The sequence below is a fragment of the Microbacterium sp. 3J1 genome (assembly GCF_001049495.1).
In the GTDB taxonomy this organism is placed as follows: Bacteria; Actinomycetota; Actinomycetes; order Actinomycetales; family Microbacteriaceae; genus Microbacterium.
The window spans coordinates 177,035-196,615 of record NZ_CDWI01000001.1 but is presented as its reverse complement, the minus strand read 5'-3'; the positions used below and the strand labels follow the sequence as shown (position 1 = coordinate 196,615).

Annotated in this window: 22 protein-coding genes; 11 read left to right on the top strand and 11 right to left on the bottom strand. The window is 70.2% G+C overall.

Translation table 11 applies throughout. From position 1 onward, the window contains the following. Positions 1-7 precede the first annotated feature (7 nt). Genes BN2660_RS00930 through BN2660_RS00920 form a run of 3 tightly spaced genes read right to left on the bottom strand, consistent with a single transcriptional unit; the run spans position 8 to position 1,431 of the window. Positions 8-610, bottom strand: a complete 603-nt coding sequence (locus BN2660_RS00930) for a GNAT family N-acetyltransferase (RefSeq protein ID WP_091226055.1) — start codon at positions 608-610, stop codon at positions 8-10. Positions 611-618: 8 nt separating this feature from the next. Then, on the bottom strand, positions 619-1,011 hold the full coding sequence (locus BN2660_RS00925) for an ImmA/IrrE family metallo-endopeptidase (RefSeq protein ID WP_091226054.1): 393 nt from the start codon (positions 1,009-1,011) through the stop codon (positions 619-621). 42 nt (positions 1,012-1,053) lie between these two features. After that, positions 1,054-1,431: a helix-turn-helix domain-containing protein gene (locus tag BN2660_RS00920; RefSeq protein WP_255304941.1), complete on the bottom strand. Its 378-nt coding sequence runs from the start codon at positions 1,429-1,431 to the stop codon at positions 1,054-1,056. 94 nt (positions 1,432-1,525) lie between these two features. On the opposite strand from BN2660_RS00920, the gene BN2660_RS00915 reads away from it, so the two are divergent. The 3 genes from BN2660_RS00915 (at position 1,526) to BN2660_RS00905 (ending at position 3,167) form a co-directional block, all read left to right on the top strand. Then, on the top strand, positions 1,526-1,765 hold the full coding sequence (locus BN2660_RS00915) for an XRE family transcriptional regulator (protein WP_141651214.1): 240 nt from the start codon (positions 1,526-1,528) through the stop codon (positions 1,763-1,765). A gap of 21 nt (positions 1,766-1,786) precedes the next feature. Continuing rightward, on the top strand, positions 1,787-2,716 hold the full coding sequence (locus BN2660_RS00910; protein WP_091226051.1) for an aldo/keto reductase: 930 nt from the start codon (positions 1,787-1,789) through the stop codon (positions 2,714-2,716). A gap of 61 nt (positions 2,717-2,777) precedes the next feature. Then, complete coding sequence (locus BN2660_RS00905) at positions 2,778-3,167, top strand: PLD nuclease N-terminal domain-containing protein (RefSeq protein WP_091226049.1); 390 nt, start codon at positions 2,778-2,780, stop codon at positions 3,165-3,167. Here BN2660_RS00905 and BN2660_RS00900 read toward each other — a convergent pair. The 3 genes from BN2660_RS00900 to BN2660_RS00890 are packed head-to-tail and all read right to left on the bottom strand — an operon-like array spanning position 3,164 to position 5,989. Continuing rightward, on the bottom strand, positions 3,164-4,153 hold the full coding sequence (locus BN2660_RS00900; RefSeq protein WP_091226047.1) for an epimerase: 990 nt from the start codon (positions 4,151-4,153) through the stop codon (positions 3,164-3,166). The two genes, BN2660_RS00905 and BN2660_RS00900, sit on opposite strands and share 4 nt — an antisense overlap. After that, positions 4,150-4,776, bottom strand: a complete 627-nt coding sequence (locus tag BN2660_RS00895) for a DUF4166 domain-containing protein (protein WP_091226045.1) — start codon at positions 4,774-4,776, stop codon at positions 4,150-4,152. Before BN2660_RS00895 ends, BN2660_RS00900 begins: the two co-directional genes overlap by 4 nt. A gap of 16 nt (positions 4,777-4,792) precedes the next feature. After that, positions 4,793-5,989 (bottom strand): ROK family protein, encoded by a 1,197-nt coding sequence (locus tag BN2660_RS00890; RefSeq protein WP_091226043.1) that lies wholly within the window; start codon positions 5,987-5,989, stop codon positions 4,793-4,795. Positions 5,990-6,103: 114 nt separating this feature from the next. Between BN2660_RS00890 and BN2660_RS00885 the strand changes: the two genes are divergently transcribed. The 8 genes from BN2660_RS00885 (at position 6,104) to BN2660_RS00850 (ending at position 14,364) form a co-directional block, all read left to right on the top strand. Then, entirely contained in the window at positions 6,104-7,213 is a 1,110-nt protein-coding gene (locus BN2660_RS00885; protein WP_091226041.1) for a Gfo/Idh/MocA family protein, read from the top strand. Then, positions 7,210-8,751, top strand: coding sequence for a sugar ABC transporter ATP-binding protein (locus BN2660_RS00880; protein WP_091226230.1), 1,542 nt, complete (start codon positions 7,210-7,212; stop codon positions 8,749-8,751). Before BN2660_RS00885 ends, BN2660_RS00880 begins: the two co-directional genes overlap by 4 nt. After that, on the top strand, positions 8,748-9,839 hold the full coding sequence (locus tag BN2660_RS00875) for an ABC transporter permease (RefSeq protein WP_091226039.1): 1,092 nt from the start codon (positions 8,748-8,750) through the stop codon (positions 9,837-9,839). Before BN2660_RS00880 ends, BN2660_RS00875 begins: the two co-directional genes overlap by 4 nt. Further along, the gene (locus BN2660_RS00870) at positions 9,836-10,891 is read left to right on the top strand and encodes an ABC transporter permease (RefSeq protein ID WP_091226037.1); all 1,056 of its coding nucleotides are present in this window, start codon (positions 9,836-9,838) and stop codon (positions 10,889-10,891) included. Before BN2660_RS00875 ends, BN2660_RS00870 begins: the two co-directional genes overlap by 4 nt. Positions 10,892-10,893: 2 nt before the next feature. Beyond that, positions 10,894-12,102 carry a substrate-binding domain-containing protein gene (locus BN2660_RS00865; RefSeq protein ID WP_091226035.1) on the top strand — a complete coding sequence of 403 codons (1,209 nt, stop codon included), beginning with the start codon at positions 10,894-10,896 and terminating at the stop codon, positions 12,100-12,102. 83 nt (positions 12,103-12,185) lie between these two features. Further along, positions 12,186-13,037 carry a sugar phosphate isomerase/epimerase family protein gene (locus BN2660_RS00860; RefSeq protein WP_091226033.1) on the top strand — a complete coding sequence of 284 codons (852 nt, stop codon included), beginning with the start codon at positions 12,186-12,188 and terminating at the stop codon, positions 13,035-13,037. Positions 13,038-13,048: 11 nt separating this feature from the next. Then, a complete protein-coding gene (locus tag BN2660_RS00855; RefSeq protein ID WP_091226030.1) occupies positions 13,049-14,074 on the top strand; it encodes a sugar phosphate isomerase/epimerase family protein in 1,026 nt (341 codons plus the stop codon). Then, on the top strand, positions 14,071-14,364 hold the full coding sequence (locus BN2660_RS00850; RefSeq protein WP_091226028.1) for a Dabb family protein: 294 nt from the start codon (positions 14,071-14,073) through the stop codon (positions 14,362-14,364). Before BN2660_RS00855 ends, BN2660_RS00850 begins: the two co-directional genes overlap by 4 nt. On the opposite strand, the gene BN2660_RS00845 is transcribed toward BN2660_RS00850, so the two are convergent. The 5 genes from BN2660_RS00845 to BN2660_RS00825 are packed head-to-tail and all read right to left on the bottom strand — an operon-like array spanning position 14,361 to position 19,509. After that, on the bottom strand, positions 14,361-15,410 hold the full coding sequence (locus BN2660_RS00845) for an NYN domain-containing protein (RefSeq protein WP_091226026.1): 1,050 nt from the start codon (positions 15,408-15,410) through the stop codon (positions 14,361-14,363). The two genes, BN2660_RS00850 and BN2660_RS00845, sit on opposite strands and share 4 nt — an antisense overlap. Next, positions 15,403-16,398 (bottom strand): Gfo/Idh/MocA family protein, encoded by a 996-nt coding sequence (locus BN2660_RS00840; protein WP_091226024.1) that lies wholly within the window; start codon positions 16,396-16,398, stop codon positions 15,403-15,405. Before BN2660_RS00840 ends, BN2660_RS00845 begins: the two co-directional genes overlap by 8 nt. 37 nt (positions 16,399-16,435) lie before the next feature. Continuing rightward, positions 16,436-17,491: an LLM class flavin-dependent oxidoreductase gene (locus BN2660_RS00835; protein WP_255304929.1), complete on the bottom strand. Its 1,056-nt coding sequence runs from the start codon at positions 17,489-17,491 to the stop codon at positions 16,436-16,438. Positions 17,492-17,527: 36 nt separating this feature from the next. Next, the gene (locus tag BN2660_RS00830; RefSeq protein ID WP_091226021.1) at positions 17,528-18,820 is read right to left on the bottom strand and encodes an O-acetylhomoserine aminocarboxypropyltransferase/cysteine synthase family protein; all 1,293 of its coding nucleotides are present in this window, start codon (positions 18,818-18,820) and stop codon (positions 17,528-17,530) included. Next, on the bottom strand, positions 18,817-19,509 hold the full coding sequence (locus BN2660_RS00825) for an alpha/beta hydrolase (RefSeq protein ID WP_141651213.1): 693 nt from the start codon (positions 19,507-19,509) through the stop codon (positions 18,817-18,819). The genes BN2660_RS00830 and BN2660_RS00825 overlap by 4 nt, the downstream gene beginning before the upstream one ends. Between the last annotated feature and the right edge of the window lie 72 nt (positions 19,510-19,581).

Here is a 19,581-nt window from a genome sequence, read left to right as displayed (position 1 = left end):
AGCCTGGTCAGGCCCGCTTGACGAGCCTGGCCTCGAGCGTGGCGCGCACAGCGGGCCACTCGGGCTCGATGATCGAGTACTCGACGCTGTCGCGGAGTGCGCCGTTGCGATAGCGGCTGATCGCGCGCATCACTCCGTCCTGCTTCGCGCCGAGGCGCTCGATCGCCGCCCGCGACTGGAAGTTGACCCACTGCGTGGTGAGTCCCACACGGAACACGCCCAGCTCCTCGAAGGCGTGGCGCAGCAGCAGGAGCTTCGACTCGGCGTTGGTGCCGGTGCCGTGGGCCGACGGCCGGTTCCAGGTGTAGCCGATGTGCAGCCGCGGAACCTCCTCGACGATGTCGTAGTACGACGTGAGTCCGAGCGTGCGGCCGGCGGCGTCGAAGGCGGTGAACGGGATCATCCCGCCCTCGTCGATGAGTCCGATCCGGCGATCGATCTCGGCCGCGAGCCCGTCCGGCGACGGCACCGACGTGTACCAGGCGTTCTTCCACAGATCGCCCTCGAGCAGCGCCTCGAGAAGGCCGTCGTGGTGCGACGTCTCCAGCGGGCGCAGCTCGACGAGGCGTCCGGTGAGGGTGACGGGGGCGGGGGTGGTGCGGAAGGTCATGCTGCCATTCAATCAGCGCCGAGAGGGTGCGCCCGGACGAGCAGTCGTCGGTAGGCGGTGACGATCTCGACCGTGACGCCGAGTTCGAAGGCGAGGCTCGCGAGATGAGGGCCTCTCAACCTCTCGGCTTCGGCATACGCACCGGGGGCGATCAGCAGACGAGCAGCCCATTCGTCGGCGCGCTGCTCCTGCCGCGCCCGGGTCGTCGGGTCGGGCGTGGGGGCGTGTCCGAGCACCGCGTGGGCGAGTTCGTGGGCGAGTACGCTGCACGTGGTCCGGGCGCTCATGCCCGGAGCCAGGCGGATGGTCGACGTCAGCGGCTCGAAGCCGCCGCACGAGGGGCCGGGCCGTTCGATCAGGCGCAGGCCATGCTCCTCGACCAGACGGAGGAGCTGGTCCATGCGTCCTCCCGGTCGGCGTGCGAGACGATCTCGCGATGAGCGTCAGTCGTAGAGGTCGTCGGTGTCGTCGTCGTGCGTGACGGCGGAGTCGAAGGCGACCTCGGTGCGATTATCGCGGGTGCCGGGGACATCGGCGCGGGGACGCAGAGGGGTGACGGTGGCGGAGCGTCGGCCGGCTTCGGCGCGGAGCCGCTCCTCTGCCCGGTCGAGCACCGTGTGGGGTTCGACGTCGACGGCAGCGCTCACCGCGAAGAGGATGGGAACAGGGATGGCGCGCTTGCCCGTGACGTAGTTGTCGAGGGCGCTGCGGGCGATGCCGATCTCCCGGGCCATCGCGGCGATGCTGCTGCCCGCGGCTCCGATCTCTGCGCGGAGCTGCCGGCCCACGGCGGCGTTGTACTGCTCGGCCCGTGTCTTCACGTGAGTCACGATAGCACCGGCGTGACACCGAGATGCCGTCATATTGGTGCCTGCTCGCCTTGAATGCGCCCGTGCGCGGCGTTACTGTCTATGAATGAAGACAGATACGCGCCGAATGGTGGCATCCGCGGTGATCGCGGAGCTCGAACGCGCGGGTCGCACTCCGCACTGGCTGTCGGAGAGCACCGCGATCGGACTCGCCGCCCTCCAGAGCAAGCTCGATCGGCATGCAGACTTCACCGTCACCGATCTCGCCGACATCGCCGACGCTCTCGCGGTCCCGGTCGCGAGCCTCATTCCCGCTCGTGCTGAGGAGCAGGAGACACCCCGCTGAAGGGAGCGCTAGCGTAGAGCCATGAAGACCGTTCCCTTCGGCTCCACCACCGCCCCCGCCGTCGTCGCCGGCATGATGCGCATCGACGACAAGGACGACACGCAGATCCGAGAGCTGTACGAGACCGCGCGCGCCGCGGGCATCGACTTCTTCGATCACGCCGACATCTACGGCGGCAGCATGCACTTCTGCGAGTCGCGCTTCGCCGATGCGCTGCAGCTCAGCGCCGCCGAGCGTGACGAGATCGTGCTGCAGACCAAGTGCGGCATCAACCCGGCCGAGGGCATGTTCGACTTCTCGTACGACCACATCGTGCGCCAGGTGGAGGGCTCCCTGGCGGCCCTGCGTACGGATCACATCGATGTGCTGCTGCTGCACCGCCCCGACGCGCTCGTCGAGCCCGACGAGGTCGCCCGCGCATTCGACGAGCTCGAGTCGGCGGGCAAGGTCAGGGCCTTCGGCGTCTCGAACCACACGCCCCGCCAGATCGATCTGCTCCGCACCGCCGTCAGGCAGCCGATCATCGCGAACCAGCTGCAGCTGTCGATCACGCACGCGCCGATCATCGCGCAGCCGGTCGCCGCCAACATGGCCGGCGAGTCCCAGAGCGTCGTGCGCGACGGCGGCGGCATCGTCGAGTACTGCCGGATCAACGGCATCACCGTGCAGGCGTGGTCGCCGTTCCAGGGCGGATTCTTCACCGGGGTCTTCCTCGGCAATCCGGAGTACGCCGAGCTCAACGCCGTGATCGACCGTCTCGCCGCGTCCTACAGCGTCGCGCCGATCGCCATCGCGACGGCATGGATCACCCGGCATCCCGCGAAGATGCAGGTCGTGCTCGGCACCACCACGCCGCAGCGCGTACGGGATGCGGCGCTCGGCGCCGACATCGAACTGACGCGCGCGGAGTGGTACGAGCTCTTCCGCGCGGCGGGTCACCTGCTCCCCTGAGCAGGCGCCAGCTGCTCGGACGGCAGGGGCGCGGAGCGCCCGTGTCGTCTACCCTGAACACATGCCGTTCCTGTTCTCGCTCCTCGTCATCGCACTGATGATCGGCGCGATGGTGGACATCATCCGGCGTGAGGACTCCCAGGTGCGCTTCCTGCCGAAGCTCGCCTGGATCATCATCGTGGTGCTGCTGCCGCTGATCGGCAGCCTGCTGTGGTTCGCCATCGGCCGCGAGTACTCCGACGCAGGCCTGCGGATCCCGAGGTTGCCCCGGATGCGCCCGGCCGGACGGCCGTCACCTCAGCCGGGCCCGCCGCCCGCGCCGGCGACTCCGATCGACACGCGGACGACGGAGCAGCAGATCGCCGACCTCGACCGCGAGATCGAGGAATGGCGATTGCGTGCCGAGATCGACAAGCGCAGGGACGACGGCGAGGATTCCGCGGGCGGCTAGAGGGTCGTCTGCTCGCGGTCGAAGGACTCCCGGACGGCGCCCTCCAGCTCGGGGTGGGTGAACTCGAATCCGGCCGCGGTGAGGGTCTCGGGCAGAACCCATCGGCTCTTCAGGATCAGCTCCGTCTCGGTGCGGATGCCGATGGCGCCCAGCTCCAGCATCCACCGCGGCATGGGTGGCCCGATGCGCACGCCGAGCACTCGTCGCACCGTCGCCATGAACGTCGTGTTGTCGACGGGGTTCGGCGCCGCCGCGTTGATCGGGCCCTCGAGCGCCGGATTCTGCTCGAGGAAGTCGATGATGCGCGCCACGTCGTCGACGTGCACCCAGCTGAACCGCTGGCGGCCGCGTCGAGCCCCGAAGAAGTGCCCTGTGCCGGCGGCCCTCCGGGCGCGGCTCACCGGCCATCGCCCGTCGTGCTGCGCGCCGCCCACGCCGAGCCGCGCGAGGTTCCTGAGGGGTTCCAGAACACCGCCGTGCCCGAGGACGATGGCGCTGCGCAGCGCCACCCGCCGCGTGTGCGGCAGCTCGTCGGAGAAGAGCGCCCGCTCCCATGCCTTCGCCACCTCCACCGAGAACCCGGTGCCGATCTCGCCGCCCGACTCGGTCATCGGACGATCCTCCGCATGGCGGTAGATGGTCGCCGTCGAGGAGTTCACCCACAGGGCCGGCGGGTTCGCCGCTCCGGCGATCGCCGCGCTGAGGGATGCCGTCGTGTCGAGTCGTGACCGGAAGATCGCGGCGCGGTTCTCGGGGGTGTACCGGCAGTTCACGCTCTTGCCGGCGAGGCCGATGACGAGATCGGCGCCGTCGACGGCGGCGTCGATGGCATCCTGATCGCCCCAGGCGATGTCGGCGCCTGAACGCGAGACCGTGACGACCTCGCGGCCGGCAGCCCGGAAGCGCGGCACGAGGTACCGGCCCATGAATCCGGTGGACCCGCCGACGACGACGCGGCCTCCGGGAGCCTCGGAGGAATCGGTCATCGGGTCTCGCTCTCGATCGTGTACTCGAAGAATCCGGTGTACTCGTAGACGCGCCCGAGGAGAGGCGCGTCGATGGTCATGTCGACGTGATGGCGGTGCCGCTCGTCGTCCCACCGCTCGACGAGTCCGATACGCGGCCGGAGGAAGCTCGGTGCGGCGAGGCGGAGGCGGCCGAGTCGCAGGCCCACCTTGCGGATCGTCAGCACGACGGCGCCGTCGCGGACATCGATGTCGAACGTCGTCACGACGGTGCGGCGTGGGCCGATCTCGTTGCGGAGGATGCCGTTCGGGCCCAGCGCGACGGTGTCGGGCATGACCCACGTGCGTCCGGGCAGCTCGAAGTGGCGGACGGCGACGGCCTGGCCGTCGATCGTGCGGTTCTCGATGCGGAACGGGACGTCGCGTTCCCATCCGGAGAAGGCGACGCCGAGGGCCTCCGCGATCCGGAACGCGGGCCACAGCCAGCGATGCCGGGACCCTGCGGTGGTGAACACGCCGGTTCCCACGCCGACGTGTCCTGATGGGATGGTGCGGAAGTACCAGGCGGTCTTCGGATGCAGCTCGGCGATGCGCTCGCCGAGAGCGCGTTCGTACGGCGAGGCGGAGTCGTCGGCAGCGGTCACGGCTCCAGCTTATGGATCAGCGCGTCTTCTCGGCGACGTGCCGGTCGACGCTGGCGGGGGAGAGGACCTCGCGGGCCACCATGATCGCCGCCCCGAGCACCGCCGCCCGATCGCCCGCCTGCGACTGGACGATCGCGAGATGCTGTGTCGCGAGCGGGATCGAGCGGCGATAGACCACTTCGCGCACCCCGGCCAGGAGGTGCTCGCCGGCGCGGGCGATACTGCCGCCGAGGACGATGATCGACGGATTGAGGAGATTGACCACCGTCGCGAGGACCTCGCCGACGTCCCGCCCGGCCTGCCTGGTCGCCTCGATCGCAGCGGCGTTGCCGGAGCGCACGAGCTCGACGACATCCGACGGCCCGTGCGCCTCGTGACCCTCTCCGCGGAGCGCCGCGGCGAGGGCCGACCCGCTCGCGAGCGCCTCGAGGTCACGGTCGTCGCCGGGTTCGCGGCTCGATCCGGATCCGCTCGGGACCTGCACGTGGCCCATGTCGCCCGCCGACCCCTGCGCCCCGCGCTGCAGCTGCCCGCCGGCGATGATGCCGGCGCCGATGCCCGTGGAGACCTTGACGAAGATCAGGTCGTCGATGTGCGGCCAGGTGGTCGCGTGCTCGCCGAGGGCGAGGATGTTGACGTCGTTGTCGACGAGGACGGGGACGTCGAACGTGCGCTGCACGTACGCCGGGACGTCGAAGCGGTCCCATCCGGGCATGATCGGCGGGTTCGTCGGGCGGCCGGTGGAGTGCTCGACCGGCCCGGGAACCCCGATGCCGATGCCGAGCAGGTGCGCGTCCGCGGCGGACGGGGCCGCGAGGAGCCCCGCGCCGTCGGCGAGGATCACGTCGAGCAGCCGCTCGGGACCGTCGCCGATGTCGATGGTGCGGGTGTGCGCGTCGAGGATCACGCCGGCGAGATCGGCGACCGCGACCGTCGCGTGAGTCGCCCCGAGGTCGACCGCCAGCACGAGGCCTGCGCGAGGGTTGAACGCGACGCGCGCCGGCGGGCGCCCGCCGGTGGACACCGCCTCTCCTGCCGGCCGCAGCAGGTCGGCGGCGAGGAGGGCGTCGACGCGGAGAGCGACGGTCGACCGGGCGAGGCCGGTGAGCGAGGCGAGTTCCGCCTTCGTGCGCGCCTGGCCGTCGCGGAGGATCTGGAAGATCTCACCCGCTCCCGGGTTCGCCGCCGCAGCCGGCCGCAGAACGTCAACCATTGCGTCAGTAAACCACAGCACTTCGGTGCGGCCTCGTATGACTTCCGATTCGTTACAAACAACTTTTGACGAAGGTCTAGCAAAAGTCGGAAGTGCTGTGTCAGACTCACCGGCATGACAACGGATGTCACAGACACCGGTCTCGGAACGATCCGAGCCGGGATCCTCGGCGGAGGCTTCATGGCCCGCGTGCACCGCACCGCGTCACGGGACGCCGGCGGCCAGCTCCGCGCGGTCGCCACCCGTTCGGCCGCGGGGAGCGCCAGCGCCGCCGGCGAGCTCGGAGCGGGGCGGGCGGAGACGGATGCGACCGCACTGCTCGCCGCGGAGGACATCGACGTCGTGCACATCTGCACCCCCAACGCCACGCACGCGGACCTCGCGCTGCACGCTCTGCACGCGGGCAAACACGTGGTCTGCGAGAAGCCGCTCGCGACGACCGTCGCCGATGCCCGGGCGCTCGCCGACCTGGCGGCGTCGCGCGGACTCGTCGCCGCCGTGCCGTTCGTCTACCGCTACCACCCGATGGTGCGAGAGGCGAGGGCGCGAGTGGCCCGCGGTGATATCGGCGACCTCCTCACCCTCGACTGCTCCTATCTCCAGGACTGGATGCTGCTGCCGACGGACGACGACTGGCGGGTGCGCTCGGAGTCGGGGGGCGCGTCCCGCGCCTTCGCGGACATCGGCTCGCATCTCTGCGACCTCATCGAGTTCGTGGTGGGCGAGCGCATCCGGGCACTCAGTGCCCGGACCCGCCGAGTCTTCGCCGAGCGCGCCGGTCGCGCGGTGGACACGGAGGACATCGTGGCGATCCTCGTCGAGACGGGCTCGGGAGCGCTGGGCACACTGCTCATCTCGCAGATGGCCGCAGGCCGCAAGAATGCGCTGACCCTGGAGCTGCACGGGTCGACGCAGACTCTCCGCTTCGAGCAGGAGCGTCCGGAGGAGCTGTGGATCGGCACGAGGGGCGAGTCCCGACTCCTCCTGCGCGACCCCGCGGCCGCGGCTCCGGACTCCGCGCGCCTGCAGCGGGTGCCGGCGGGGCATGCGATGGGCTACCAGGACGCGTTCAACGGCTTCGTCTCCGACGTCTACGCCGCGATCGGCGGCGCGCACCCCGACGGACTCCCCACCTTCGACGACGGGTATCGATCGGTGCTGCTCACCGACGCCGTGCTCGACTCGGCGGCCCATGACGGTCGATGGACGGAGGTGGCGGCATGAACGCTCTCGCGGAGACGCACGCCGCAACGCAGGCCGTGCTCGAGGTGTCGGGCATCCGGAAGTCGTTCTTCGGCGTCGAGGTGCTCAAGGGCATCGACTTCGACGTACGGCCGGGAGAGGTCCACGGCCTCGTCGGCGAGAACGGGGCGGGCAAGTCGACCCTGATGAAAATCATCGCCGGAGTGCAGCCCGCCGACGACGGCGTCGTGCGCTACCGCGGCGAGGAGGTGCGCCATGCGCATCCGCGTCAGGCGATGGACGACGGCATCGTCACGGTCTTCCAGGAGTTCACGCTGCTCCCCGAGCGCACCGTCGCCCAGAACGTGTATCTCGGACGCGAGCCGCGGCGCGGAGCGTTCGTCGACCGCAAGGCGATGAACCGCCGCACGGCCGAACTGCTCGGCGACCTCGGCGTCTCGTTCATCGATCCGCAGGCGCGGGTCGGCTCGCTCACGGTCGCGGAGCAGCAGATCGTCGAGATCGTGAAGGCGCTCTCCTTCGACGCGCAGGTCATCTCGATGGACGAGCCGACGGCCGCGCTCAGCGGTCGGGAGGTCGAGCTGCTGTACGCGATCATCCGGCGGCTGACCTCGCGCGGCGTCGCCGTGATCTACGTCTCGCACCGGCTGAAGGAGATCTTCGACCTGTGCGATCGCATCACCATCCTCAAGGACGGTGCGCTGGTCTCCACCGATGACGCGAGTGCGCTCACCACCGACGAGCTCGTGCGGCGCATGGTCGGGCGCTCGATCCAGTCGTACTTCCCGGATGCCGTGGAGGGCACCGTGATCGGAGATCCGCGTCTCGAGCTCGACGGATGCGGCAACGCCTTCGTCGACGGAGTGTCGCTCACGCTGCGCGCCGGCGAGATCGTCGGCATCGCGGGCCTGCAGGGGTCGGGTCGCACCGAGCTCGTCGAGGGTGTGTTCGGCATCGATCCCTTCGCGCGGGGCACGATGCGGATCGACGGCACCCCGACCCGCATCACGAGTGCCCGTGGCGCCGTGCGCGCGGGTCTCGCCCTCGTGTCGGAGGATCGCAAGGCCCAGGGGCTCGCGCTCGGCCAGTCCGTGCTCGACAACTCGCTGCTCGTCATCCGCAGCGTGTTCTCGGGACGCACCGCGGCCTCGCGGAGAGAGGTGCCCGGCGTTCTCAGCTCGCTGGAGATCAGCGCGCGAGGACTCGACCAGGAGGCCCGCTTCCTCTCCGGCGGCAACCAGCAGAAGGTGGTGCTCGCGAAGTGGCTGCTGACCCAGCCGCAGATCGTGCTGTTCGATGAGCCGACCCGAGGCATCGACGTCGGCGCGAAGTACGCCGTGTATCAGCTCATGCGCGAGCTGGCGACGCAGGGAAAGGCGGTGCTCATGGTGTCGAGCGAGCTCCCCGAGGTGATCGGCATGAGCGATCGCATCCTCGTCATGCGCGACGGCGAGCTCGTCGCCGAGCTCCCGGCGGGATCCGCCGAGCACGAGATCCTCGGCGCGGCGACGGGTGCGGCACGCGGCCACGGGACGGCCACGGACGGAGGTGCACGATGAAGCGGTTCCGGATCGACTCGACGGTCATCGTCCTCGGCATCCTCATCCTGTCGATCGTCGTCGGCGCGATCCTCGTCGCCACGGTCGGGCGGAACTTCCTCAGCCCCGGCAACATCCGCGACATCCTCACCGGGATGAGCGTGCTCGGTCTCGTGGCGATCGGGCAGACGCTCGTCGTCCTCGGTGCCTCCCTCGACCTGTCGGTCACCTACGTCATCAGCCTCTCGAGTCTGCTCGCCGCGACGATCATGAACGGTAGCGCGGGCAACATCCCCGCGGCCGTCGCCGTCACGCTGCTCGTCTGCGCGGGCATCGGCCTGGTGAACGGACTCATCGTCACGGTGCTCAAGGTGAACGGCTTCATCGCGACGCTCGGCGTCGGCCTCATCCTGCAGGGCATCCTCAACACCAATTTCGAGGGGTCGGCGGGCATGGTGCCGTGGGAGTTCCAGCTGATCGGCGCCACAGGCGTCGGCCCGGTGCCGGTGTCGACGATCATCATGATCGCGCTCGCCGCCCTCGTCTGGTTCCTGCTCGACCGCACCCGCACGGGAGCGCACCTGTACGCGGTGGGCGGCGACCCCGAGATCGCGCGCCTCAGCGGAGTCCGCACGCGCCCGCCGCTCATCGCCGCCCACGTGCTCTGCTCGGTCTTCGCCGGCCTCGCCGGACTGCTGCTGGCCAGCCGGCTCGGCGTCGGCAGCCCCACCGTCGGTCAGCAGGGCGGGTACGCGCTGCTCTCGATCGCGGCCGTCGTCCTGGGCGGCACGCTGCTGCTCGGCGGCCGGGGTTCGATCTGGGGAGCGATCGGCGGTGTCGCGATCCTCGCGGTCGTCGACAACGTCATGAGCGTCATGCAGGTCAACCCGTTCCTCAAGGACGTCGTGCGCGGCGTCGTCATCGTCGCGGCGGTGGCCGTCTACAGCCGTCGTGCGATCGTGCCGCGTCGCCCGCGCTTCGGCGCCGGAGGGACCCGGACCGGGGGCGATGACGCGGCGAAGGCGGCAGAGCCCGAGATGGCCGCGGCCGCGTCGCAGCTCGATCCTGCCGTCGATACGCATTCCGCGGCGGAAGGAGGCCGCCCGTGAACGCCCTGCGTACACTCGTGAGCCCGCGCGGCGCGGTGTTCCTGCTGCTCGTGCTGCTGCTCATCGCCGTCACGGCACTCAACCCGAGCTTCGCCGAGCCGGGGCAGTTCATGCGCTTCATCCAGCGCGTCGCCCCCATCGCGATCGTGGCGATCGGCCAGTACTTCGTGATCATCGCCGGAGAGTTCGATCTGTCGCAGGGGTCGCTCATCACCGCACAGGTCATCATCGCGGGCAACCTCGTCGGACAGGACGACTCGCGCACCGTGCCGGTGCTGCTGCTCATGGTCGTCGTCGGCGCGGCCGTCGGCCTCGTCAACGGCGTCATCACGACGCTGCTCAAGGTGCCCTCGTTCATCGTCACGCTGGGCATGATGCTCGCCCTCCTCGGAGGCGTGATGTGGTGGACCGGCGGCGCGGCGACCGGCAATCCCGCCGACAGCTTCCGGGAGATCGGCCGCGGCGGCATCCGCGACGTGCCCTTCCTCGATTTCGTCCCGTGGGCCGTCTTCATCCTCGCGGGCTGGCTCGCCCTCGGGATCTGGGTGACCAAGCGCCCCCTGGGCAAGATGCTGATCGCCGTGGGCGACAACGCCCGGGCCGTCGACTACGCCGGTGCGCGACGCGCCTGGGTCACGACCCGCGCGTTCATGATCTCCTCGCTCTCGGCCACCCTGTCGGCCGTGCTCCTCGTCGGGTACGCCGGCGTGCACCCCTCGGTGGGACGCGGCTACGAGTTCGTGGCCATCACGGCCGTCGTCCTCGGCGGGGTCGTGCTCGGAGGAGGCCGCGGCTGGATCGTCGCGGCGGCGGCCGGCGCCTTCGCCCTCGAGGCGCTGTTCATGCTGCTCAACATCGCCGGCGTCCCCTCGACCCTCCGCGACGCCGTGCAGGGGGTCATCATCATCGCCGCCGTCGCTTACTCGGCCGTGGCATTCCGTGCCCGTCGGCGGCGCGGCCCGCAGACGTCTCCGGACCTCGCGCCCGCAGAACCCGTACCCGCAGAACCCGTAAGAACCAGCACCATCCACACAGAAACCAGAGGAGATTAGCAATGCGACGATCGATGAAGATCGCCACCGCAGGGGTGGCTCTCTTCGGCCTCATCGCGCTCGCCGGGTGTACGACAGACCCGTCCGTGGCGCCGGCGGAGTCGGAGAACCCCGAAGAGTCGGCGGAGACCACGGAGTGGTTCGACCAGGAGCTCTTCGACAAGCAGGATGCCGAGCGCGGCGTCGAGCCGGAAGGCCCGGCGGATGAGCCCTACCTCCAGCACATCAACGCAGAGATGGTCGACACCTCGGCCTTCGCGAGCGAGGGTGCCAAGAAGGCCTGCTTCGCCAACGCCTCGATCTCGAACCCGTGGCGGCAGACGGGGTGGATCACGATGAACGAGCAGCTCAAGGCGCTGCAGGAGGCCGGTGCGATCAGTGACATGGAGACGCGCGACGCGCAGGACTCCGATGACACGCAGATCGCGGACATCGACTACTTCATCTCGGAGGGCGACTGCGACGTCTTCCTCATCTCGCCGAACAGCACGGCGGCGATGACCCCGGCCGTGGAGCGCGCGTGCGAGACGGGCAAGCCCGTCATCGTGTTCGACCGCGGCGTCGACACCGACTGCCCCGTCACGTTCATCCACCCGATCGGCGGATTCGCGTGGGGCATCGACACCGCCGAGTTCCTCATCGACAACCTCGAGGAGGGCGACAAGGTCGTGGCTCTGCGCATCCTCCCCGGCGTCGACGTGCTCGAGCACCGGTGGGCGGCCGCGGAGAAGCTCTTCGACGAGGCAGGAATCGAGGCCGTGGACTACTTCACGGGCGCCGACCCGGCGGAGATCAAGAGCATCATCAGCGACGAGCTCGCGAAGGGCGACGTCCAGGGCATCTGGATGGATGCCGGTGACGGCGCCGTCGCAGCGATCGAGGCGTTCGAGGATGCGGGGGCCGACTATCCGGTCATGACCGGCGAGGACGAGATGAGCTTCCTCCGGAAGTGGAAGGACACCGGCCTCACCGGTCTTGCGCCGGTGTACTCGAACTTCCAGTGGCGCACGCCGCTGCTCGCCGCGCAGATGATCTTCGCCGGCGAGGAGGTCCCGAAGGAATGGGTGCTCCCGCAGTCGCCGATCACCGAGGGGGAGCTCGACGACTACCTCACGGCGAACGAGGGCATGCCCGACGGTCACTACGCGAAGTTCGGCGGGGAGAACCTTCCCGGGTACCCGACGGTCTGGCAGGAGCGTCAGATCCCGTAACGAGCAGTGCGGCTCCCACCCTTCCGTTCGCGCACCCGCGGATGGGAGGGTGGGAGCACACGCGTCATCCCCGAAGGAGCAGGATGCCTCGCACGATCGCCGTCAACACGTGGGTGTGGACGTCTCCGCTCACCGACGCGTCACTCGAGCCGCTGGCGCGGAAGGCGGCGGACCTGGGCTACCAGGCGCTGGAGCTGCCGCTCGAGAGTGTCGGCGACTGGGACCCGCACCGGACCCGCGATGTGCTGGATGCCGCGGGTCTGGGCGCGATCGTCGTCGGGGCGATGGGACCGGGGCGGTCGCTCCTGGCGCGCGCGGGCGATGTGAGTGCGACGCAGGACTATCTGCGGTCGTGCGTCGCGGCGGCGGTGACCCTGGGGGCCGATGTGGTCGCCGGCCCGTTCTACGCCCCCACCGGGGTCGCCTGGCGCATGACTCCCGAGGAGCGCGCCGAGGTGGTGCGCGAGCTGCGTGAGAACCTCGCGCAGCCGGCCGCCCAGGCTGCGGAGCTCGGCATCACGCTCGCCGTCGAGCCGCTGAACCGCTACGAGACGAGCGTCCTGAACACCGTCGCGCAGAGCCTCGACGCCCTCGACCCGCTGCTCGGCGCCGGGCTCGGGCTCGCACTGGACACCTATCACCTGAACATCGAGGAGAAGCGGCCGGCCGACGCCATCCGTGCGGCGGGCGACGCGATCGCGCACGTGCAGGTGTGCGGCAGCGACCGGGGCGCGGTCGGAGACGACCACACCGACTGGCCGGGGGTCCTGCGCGCTCTGGACGACGCGGGATACCGCGGACCGCTCGGCCTCGAGAGCTTCACCGGGGAGAACGCGACGATCGCGGTCGCCGCCTCGGTGTGGCGGCCGCTCGCACCCAGCCAGGACGAGCTCGCCGCGCGCAGCATCCGCTCTCTCCGCGGCTTCGGAGCCTGAAAGGACCACGCATGACCACCCGCCCCGTCACGCTGTTCACCGGCCAGTGGGCTGATCTGCCCTTCGAGGAGGTCGCCCGGCTCGCCGCCGCATGGGGATACGACGGACTCGAGATCGCGGCGTCGGGCGACCATCTCGATCTGCGCCGTGCGGACGAGGACGACGCGTACGTCGCGTCTCGGAAGGAGATCCTCGATCGCCACGGGCTGCAGGTGTTCGCGATCTCGAACCATCTCGCGGGGCAGGCGGTGTGCGACGCGCCGATCGACTTCCGTCATCAGGCGATCCTTCGCGAGTACGTGTGGGGCGACGGCGACGCCGAGGGGGTCCGGCAGCGGGCAGCCGAGGACATGACGCGGGCGGCGCGCGTCGCGCGCAAGCTCGGCATCGACACGGTCGTCGGCTTCACCGGGTCGTCGATCTGGCCGTACGTGGCGATGTTCCCGCCCGTTCCGGCGTCGGTCATCGAGGGCGGGTTCGACGACTTCGCGCGTCGCTGGAACCCGATCCTCGACGTGTTCGACGGGGAAGGGGTGCGGTTCGCGCACGAGGTGCATCCGGGGGAGATCGCCTACGACTACTGGTCGAGCGTGCGGGCGCTCGAGGCGATCGAGCACCGTGCGTCGTTCGGCTTCAACTGGGATCCCTCGCACATGATGTGGCAGAACATCGATCCGGTGGGGTTCATCGTGGACTTCGCCGACCGGATCTACCACGTCGACTGCAAGGACACCCGGATGCGACCGCGCAACGGTCGGGCCGGGGTGCTGGGCTCACACCTGCCGTGGGGAGACCCGCGTCGAGGGTGGGACTTCGTCTCGACGGGCCACGGCGACGTGCCCTGGGAGGATTCGTTCCGCGCGCTCGACGCGATCGGCTACTCCGGACCCATCTCGATCGAATGGGAGGATGCGGGGATGGACCGTCTGCACGGCGCCGCCGAGGCGGTCGGCTTCGTCCGCTCGCTGCTGTGGCCGCAGCCCGCGGAATCGTTCGATGCCGCCTTCAGGAACCAGAGCACGGGGGAGAACCCATGAGCATCCAGCACACCGTCGTCTTCCGCCTCGTGCACGAACCGGGATCCGACGAGGAGCGGTCGTTCCTCGCCGCTGGGCGGGAGATCCTCTCGTCGATCCCCGGCGTCGAGGACTTCACGGTGCGCCGGCAGGTCAGCCCGAAGAGCGACCTCGAGCACCAGTTCTCGATGGTCTTCGCCGACCGGGCGGCCTACGACGCCTACGACGAGCATCCGGCGCACACCGCGTTCGTGGCGGAACGGTGGGTGCCCGAGGTCGCCGCCTTCCAGGAGTACGACTTCGTCGGCTAGGCGGCCGGCTCCCGCAGCTTCACGAGTCGCTCGTGACCGGTCTCCTCGAGCTCCGCGATGCTCTCGCGGGACTTCAGGAACTCGGAGAACGACCGATAGCCCAGGGCCTTCTCGCTGAACGAGGGATCCATGCGGCGCATGTGGGTCTTCACCGCCGAGCTGTGCAGCCACTCGTCGGCGTCGGCCTTGCCGTGGCCCAGCCGCAGCGCGCGCTGCAGCAGCTCGGTCGCCTCGCCCTGCCCGTCGAGCGTCGTCTGCTCCTCGAGCTTGCGCTGCTCCTCGAGCTTGCGCTGCTCGTCGGCCTTGCGCTGCTCGTCGGCCTTGGCCGTGCCGGACTTCGCGCCCCTCGAGGTCTTCGCCGGAGGGCGGGACTTCGCCTTCGCGGCAGGTTCTGCCACGGGATCGGTGACGGGCTCCGCCACGACCGCGGGGACGACCTCGGCGACGACCTCTACCGGAGGGGCGACCGCCTTGACCGGGCGGACCACTCCGGGGAGCGAGTCGTACGCCTCGAACTCGTCGCACGCGGCGGCGAGCGACTTCGCCGTGGATCCGGCCACACCGACGCCGATCACGTAGCGGCCGAGGCGCTTGCAGCGCTGGGCGAGGGGCACGTAGTCGCTGTCGCCGGCGACGATCACGACGTGCGTGAGATCGGGGAGCCGGAACATGTCCTCTACCGCGTCGACCGCGAGACGGATGTCGGCGCCGTTCTTGGCGTAGGCGGCAGCGGGGAAGAGCTGCACGAGATCCACGGCGCGCGCGACGAGCTGCGAGCGGTACTCGGCGTTCACCGGCGACGACCAGTCGGCGTAGGCGCGGGTGAGCACCAGCGTGCCGAAGGACGCGGCGTAGTCGATGATCGCGCCGACGTCGATCATCGCGCGACGCAGGCGGTCGATCACCTCGGGGTCGTCGGGGTTCTCGGTGATGCGCTGGCGATCCTTGCCGTATGCGTTGCGGCCGTGCACGCGGTCGTACCAGGAGATGACGATGTTGTCGAAGTCGAGGTACACCGCCACGCGGGCGTCGGTCGGCTCAGCCATTGCTCTGCCCCTCGCCCGGGTACCGCACGCCGATCTGTGCGCGGATCTCGTCGAGCGTGCCCATGATCGCGACGCTCTCGGCGACGGGGAGGATGTCGCCCTCGACGGTGCCGTCGCCGACCAGGCGCTCGGCCGCGAGAGCCTGGAACTGCATTCCGCGACCGTCGACGTCCGACGCGTACTCCTCGACGACCGTGCCGTCGGGGAGCACGACGCGGAACGTCGTGGGCGTGTACCAGACGGTGTCGATGTCGATGCGGGCCTGCGTGCCGATGATGCTGGCGACGTTGGGGCCTGCGGCGCGCGACGACGACAGAGTCGTGGAGACCGCCCCGCTCGCGTGGGTCATGACGGTCGCGACCTCTGCGTCAGCCCCCGTCTCGACGAGTCGGGCCACTGCCTGGATGCCGGTGGGGGCGCCGAGGATGTCCCACACGAAGGAGATGGGGTAGATCCCGAGGTCGAGCAGCGCTCCGCCGCCGAGCTCGAGCGCATTCAGACGGTGCTCCGGGTCGGACGACAGCAGCTGGGTGTGGTCGGCGCTCACCGCGCGGACCTCACCGAGCATGCCGGCGGCGATGATCTCGCGGATGCGAGCCATGTGCGGCAGATACCGCGTCCACATCGCCTCCATGGCGAGCAGCCCGCGTTCGGCGGCGAGCCTCTGCAGGTCCTCGGCCTGTGCGCGGTTCAGCGTGAACGCCTTCTCGACGAGCACGTGCTTGCCGGCCTCGAGCGCGAGACGTGCGTTCTCGTGGTGCATCGGGTGCGGAGTCGAGACGTAGATGATGTCGATGTCGGGGTCGGCGACGAGGGCCTCGTAGGACGGGTGCGCGTGCGCGATGTCGAACCGCGCGGCGAAGGCGTCGGCCGACTCCTGCGAGCGCGACCCGACCGCGACGAGATCGAGCCCTGCAGTGCGCAGATCGGATGCGAAGGCGCCGGCGATGCCGCCGGTCGCGAGGATTCCCCAACGAAGACCAGTCATGGTCTCAGCGTAGAGGGTGGCGCCGACGCGCGGGAGTTCAGGAGGCCGTCGCGAGCGTCCGCTGCGGCACCAGCGGGAAGACCTGCTCGGCGATCCGCTCGAGCTCCTCGTCGAGCGGGGATGCCTGGACGAGGAGCAGGGTGATGCCGGCATCCGCATAGTCGTCGATGCGCTCGGCGACCTGCTCGGCGGTGCCGACGAGATTCGGGCGCAGGCCGCGGGTGCCGACGGAGTACTCGCGTCTGGTCAGCTCGAGCGACAGCTTCGAATTGCGCTGGAACTCCTCGAAGGACGCGTATCCGGGCGAGTCGGGGTCGACCGTGGTGATGCGGTCGAGCTCGCGCCGCGCCTCCGCCTCGCTGTCGCGGACGATCACGTAGGCCGGCATCCCGAACTCGGCGATCGGGCGGCCGTGCAGGCGCTCCGAGCGGGCGTTCATGTCCGAGACGTTCGAGCGCACCTCGTCGAGCGTGCCGCCGTGCATGACGTAGGCGTCGGCGAAGCCGGCGATCGACTCGCGACCGGCCTCGCTCTCGCCGCCCGCGAAGATCACGGGGTGGCTCGACGGCTTGGGCTCGACGATCGTCCCGTCGAGCGAGTAGTGGGCTCCGTCGAAGGAGAACGGCGTGCGCTCCCAGAGTCCGTTCAGGACCTCGACGAACTCCCGGGCCTGGACGTAGCGCTCGTCGTGCGTGGTGAAGCGCCCGCCGAACTGCCGTGCCTCCTCGGCCCACCAGGCGGCGACCACGTTGAGCGCGACGCGCCCGGGCGCGACCTGATCGAGAGTCCCGACCGTCTTGGCGAGGACGGCAGGAAGGTGGAACCCCGGACGCACGGCCGTCATCACGCGGAGCCGCTCCGTGACCGCGAGGATCGCGGCGGACAGCGACCACGCCTCGAGGCTCGGCGCATCCACGCCCTTGCGGTCGTTGAGGTACAGCTCGGGCACGAGGGTGGTGTGGAACCCGAGGCGGTCGGCGGTGACCGAGACCTCCCGGATGTACTCCCAGGTGGCGGCCATCCGGCCTTCGTCGGTGACGTTGCGGAGGAATCCGCCGTACACGGGCGTCCAGTATCCGATGTCGATCGCCATGGTGATGCTCCTGTGGTCGTGGGGGAGGGGACGCGGTCAGGCCGGCGCGAGCGCGCGATCGAGATCCGCGATGAGGTCCGCCGGGTCCTCGAGGCCTGCGGAGAGACGGATCGTCGTGAGCGAGATCCCTGCGGCGGTGCGCTGGGCGGCAGTGAGGTGCGAGTGCGTCATGGACGCAGGGTGGTTGACCAGGCTGCGGGCGTCGCCGATGTTCGCGACGAGTCGGATCACGCGGAGCCCGTCGACGACGTGCGCGACCGTGCGTTGCGCCTCGGCATCCTCCGGGATGGCGAGGTCGAAGGAGAAGACCGACGGGCCGCCCCGGGGCAGGTACCGCCGGGCGTTCTCATGCCAGCGGTTGCCCTCGAGCCCGGGGTGGTGCACGACGGCGACCGCCGGATGCCGCGCCAGGTGCCGAGCCAGGGAGAGGGCCGTCGCGCTCTGCCGCGACACACGGAGATCGAGCGTCTCGACGCCCTGCAGGATCTGCCACGCGTTGAACGGCGACAGCGACGGGCCGAGGTCGTGCACGTACTTCGACTTCACGAGGGCGGCGAACGCCTGACCGATGCCGAAGCGCTCCCACAGCATGAGATCCCCGACCCGGGTGTAGGGCTCGGTGAACTGCGGCCAGCGGGCGGGTTCCGCGCCGAAGTCGAACGTGCCCTGGTCGACCACGACGCCTCCGAGCGAGGTCCCGTGGCCGCTGAGGAACTTGGTGGCGGAGTGCACGACGAAGTCGGCGCCGTGCTCGCCGGGGCGCACGAGATACGGAGTCCCGACGGTGTTGTCGATCACGAGCGGGACGCCGGCGTCGTGCGCGATGTCGGCGACGGCGCGGATGTCGAGCACCTGGGCGATCGGGTTCGCGATCGACTCGGCGAACAGCACGCGCGTGTCTGGGCGGACGGCCGCACGCCAGGCATCCGGGTCGTCCTGGTCGACGAAGGTCACCGGGATGCCGAAGTCGTCGAAGGTCTCCACCAGCAGATCGACGGTGCCGCCGTACAGCTGGTTCGCCGCGACGATGTGACCGCCGCGACCGGCGAGCGCCAGCAGGGTCACCGCGACCGCCGCCTGACCCGACGCCACGGCGACGGCCGAGACCCCGCCCTCCAGGGCGGCTATCCGCTCCTCGAGCACCTGCTGCGTCGGGCTGGCGTTGCGACTGTACAGATTGCCGGTCGTGCGAAGGGCGAACAGGTCGGCGGCGTCGGCGAGCGAGGCGAACTCGTACGCCGCGGTCTGATAGATCGGCGGCACCGCGCTGTTCTGCGGGGCGCCGGGCACGTACCCGGCCTGGATCTGCCGCGTGGAGAACTCCGTCATGCGATCGGCGCTCCCACGGCCTCGAGCGCCCGCACGACCGGCGAGCGCACGTCTCCGGTACGCAGCCGCTCGAGCCACAGCACGACGGATGCCGCGACGCTGCGGTGCGACTGGTCGTTGAGAGCGTCGTGCAGCCCGTCGACGGTCTCGATCAGTTCGAGGTCGGGGACGGCGCGCAGCGCCGCGGACGCCGCGGCGAGCGATGACACCGGGTCTGCCCCGCCATGGACGGCGAGCACGGGAACCGCGATGGCGGCGAGGTCGGCGGGTGCGGGCAAGGGCTCCGTCGCGCGCGGGTCGTCGACCGTGGTCTCGGCGGCGAGCACCCCCAGGTGCAGCGGGCAGGCGGTGCGCTCCTCGGCGGCGGGGAGCGCGCTCTCGGCATCCACGAGGACGCCCGCGACGATCGCCGCGTCGACGTCGGCACCCTGGGCGAGGGTGCGCAGGACGCCCGATGCGCCGGCATCCGCACCGACCAGGACGCGCGGGGCGTCGCTCTGGGCAGTGAGCCAGGAGGAGGCGTCCTCCGCGTCGGTCTCGAAGACGGCGACCGTGTACCCGTCGGCGCTGAGACGGCGGCCGAAGCGCTCGTAGACCGCCGCGCGCTCGCCGCGTCCGGTGACGAGGGCGAGCGCACCGCGCACGCGGGCGGGTGGCGTCCAGAGGGCATGAGGCGAAGGAGTGGTCATGCGTCCCATGTTCTGCGCGTCCGCATCCGTCCGCCCCGCATGTGTCGCCGTGTTGCGCCGCGTGTCACTGGG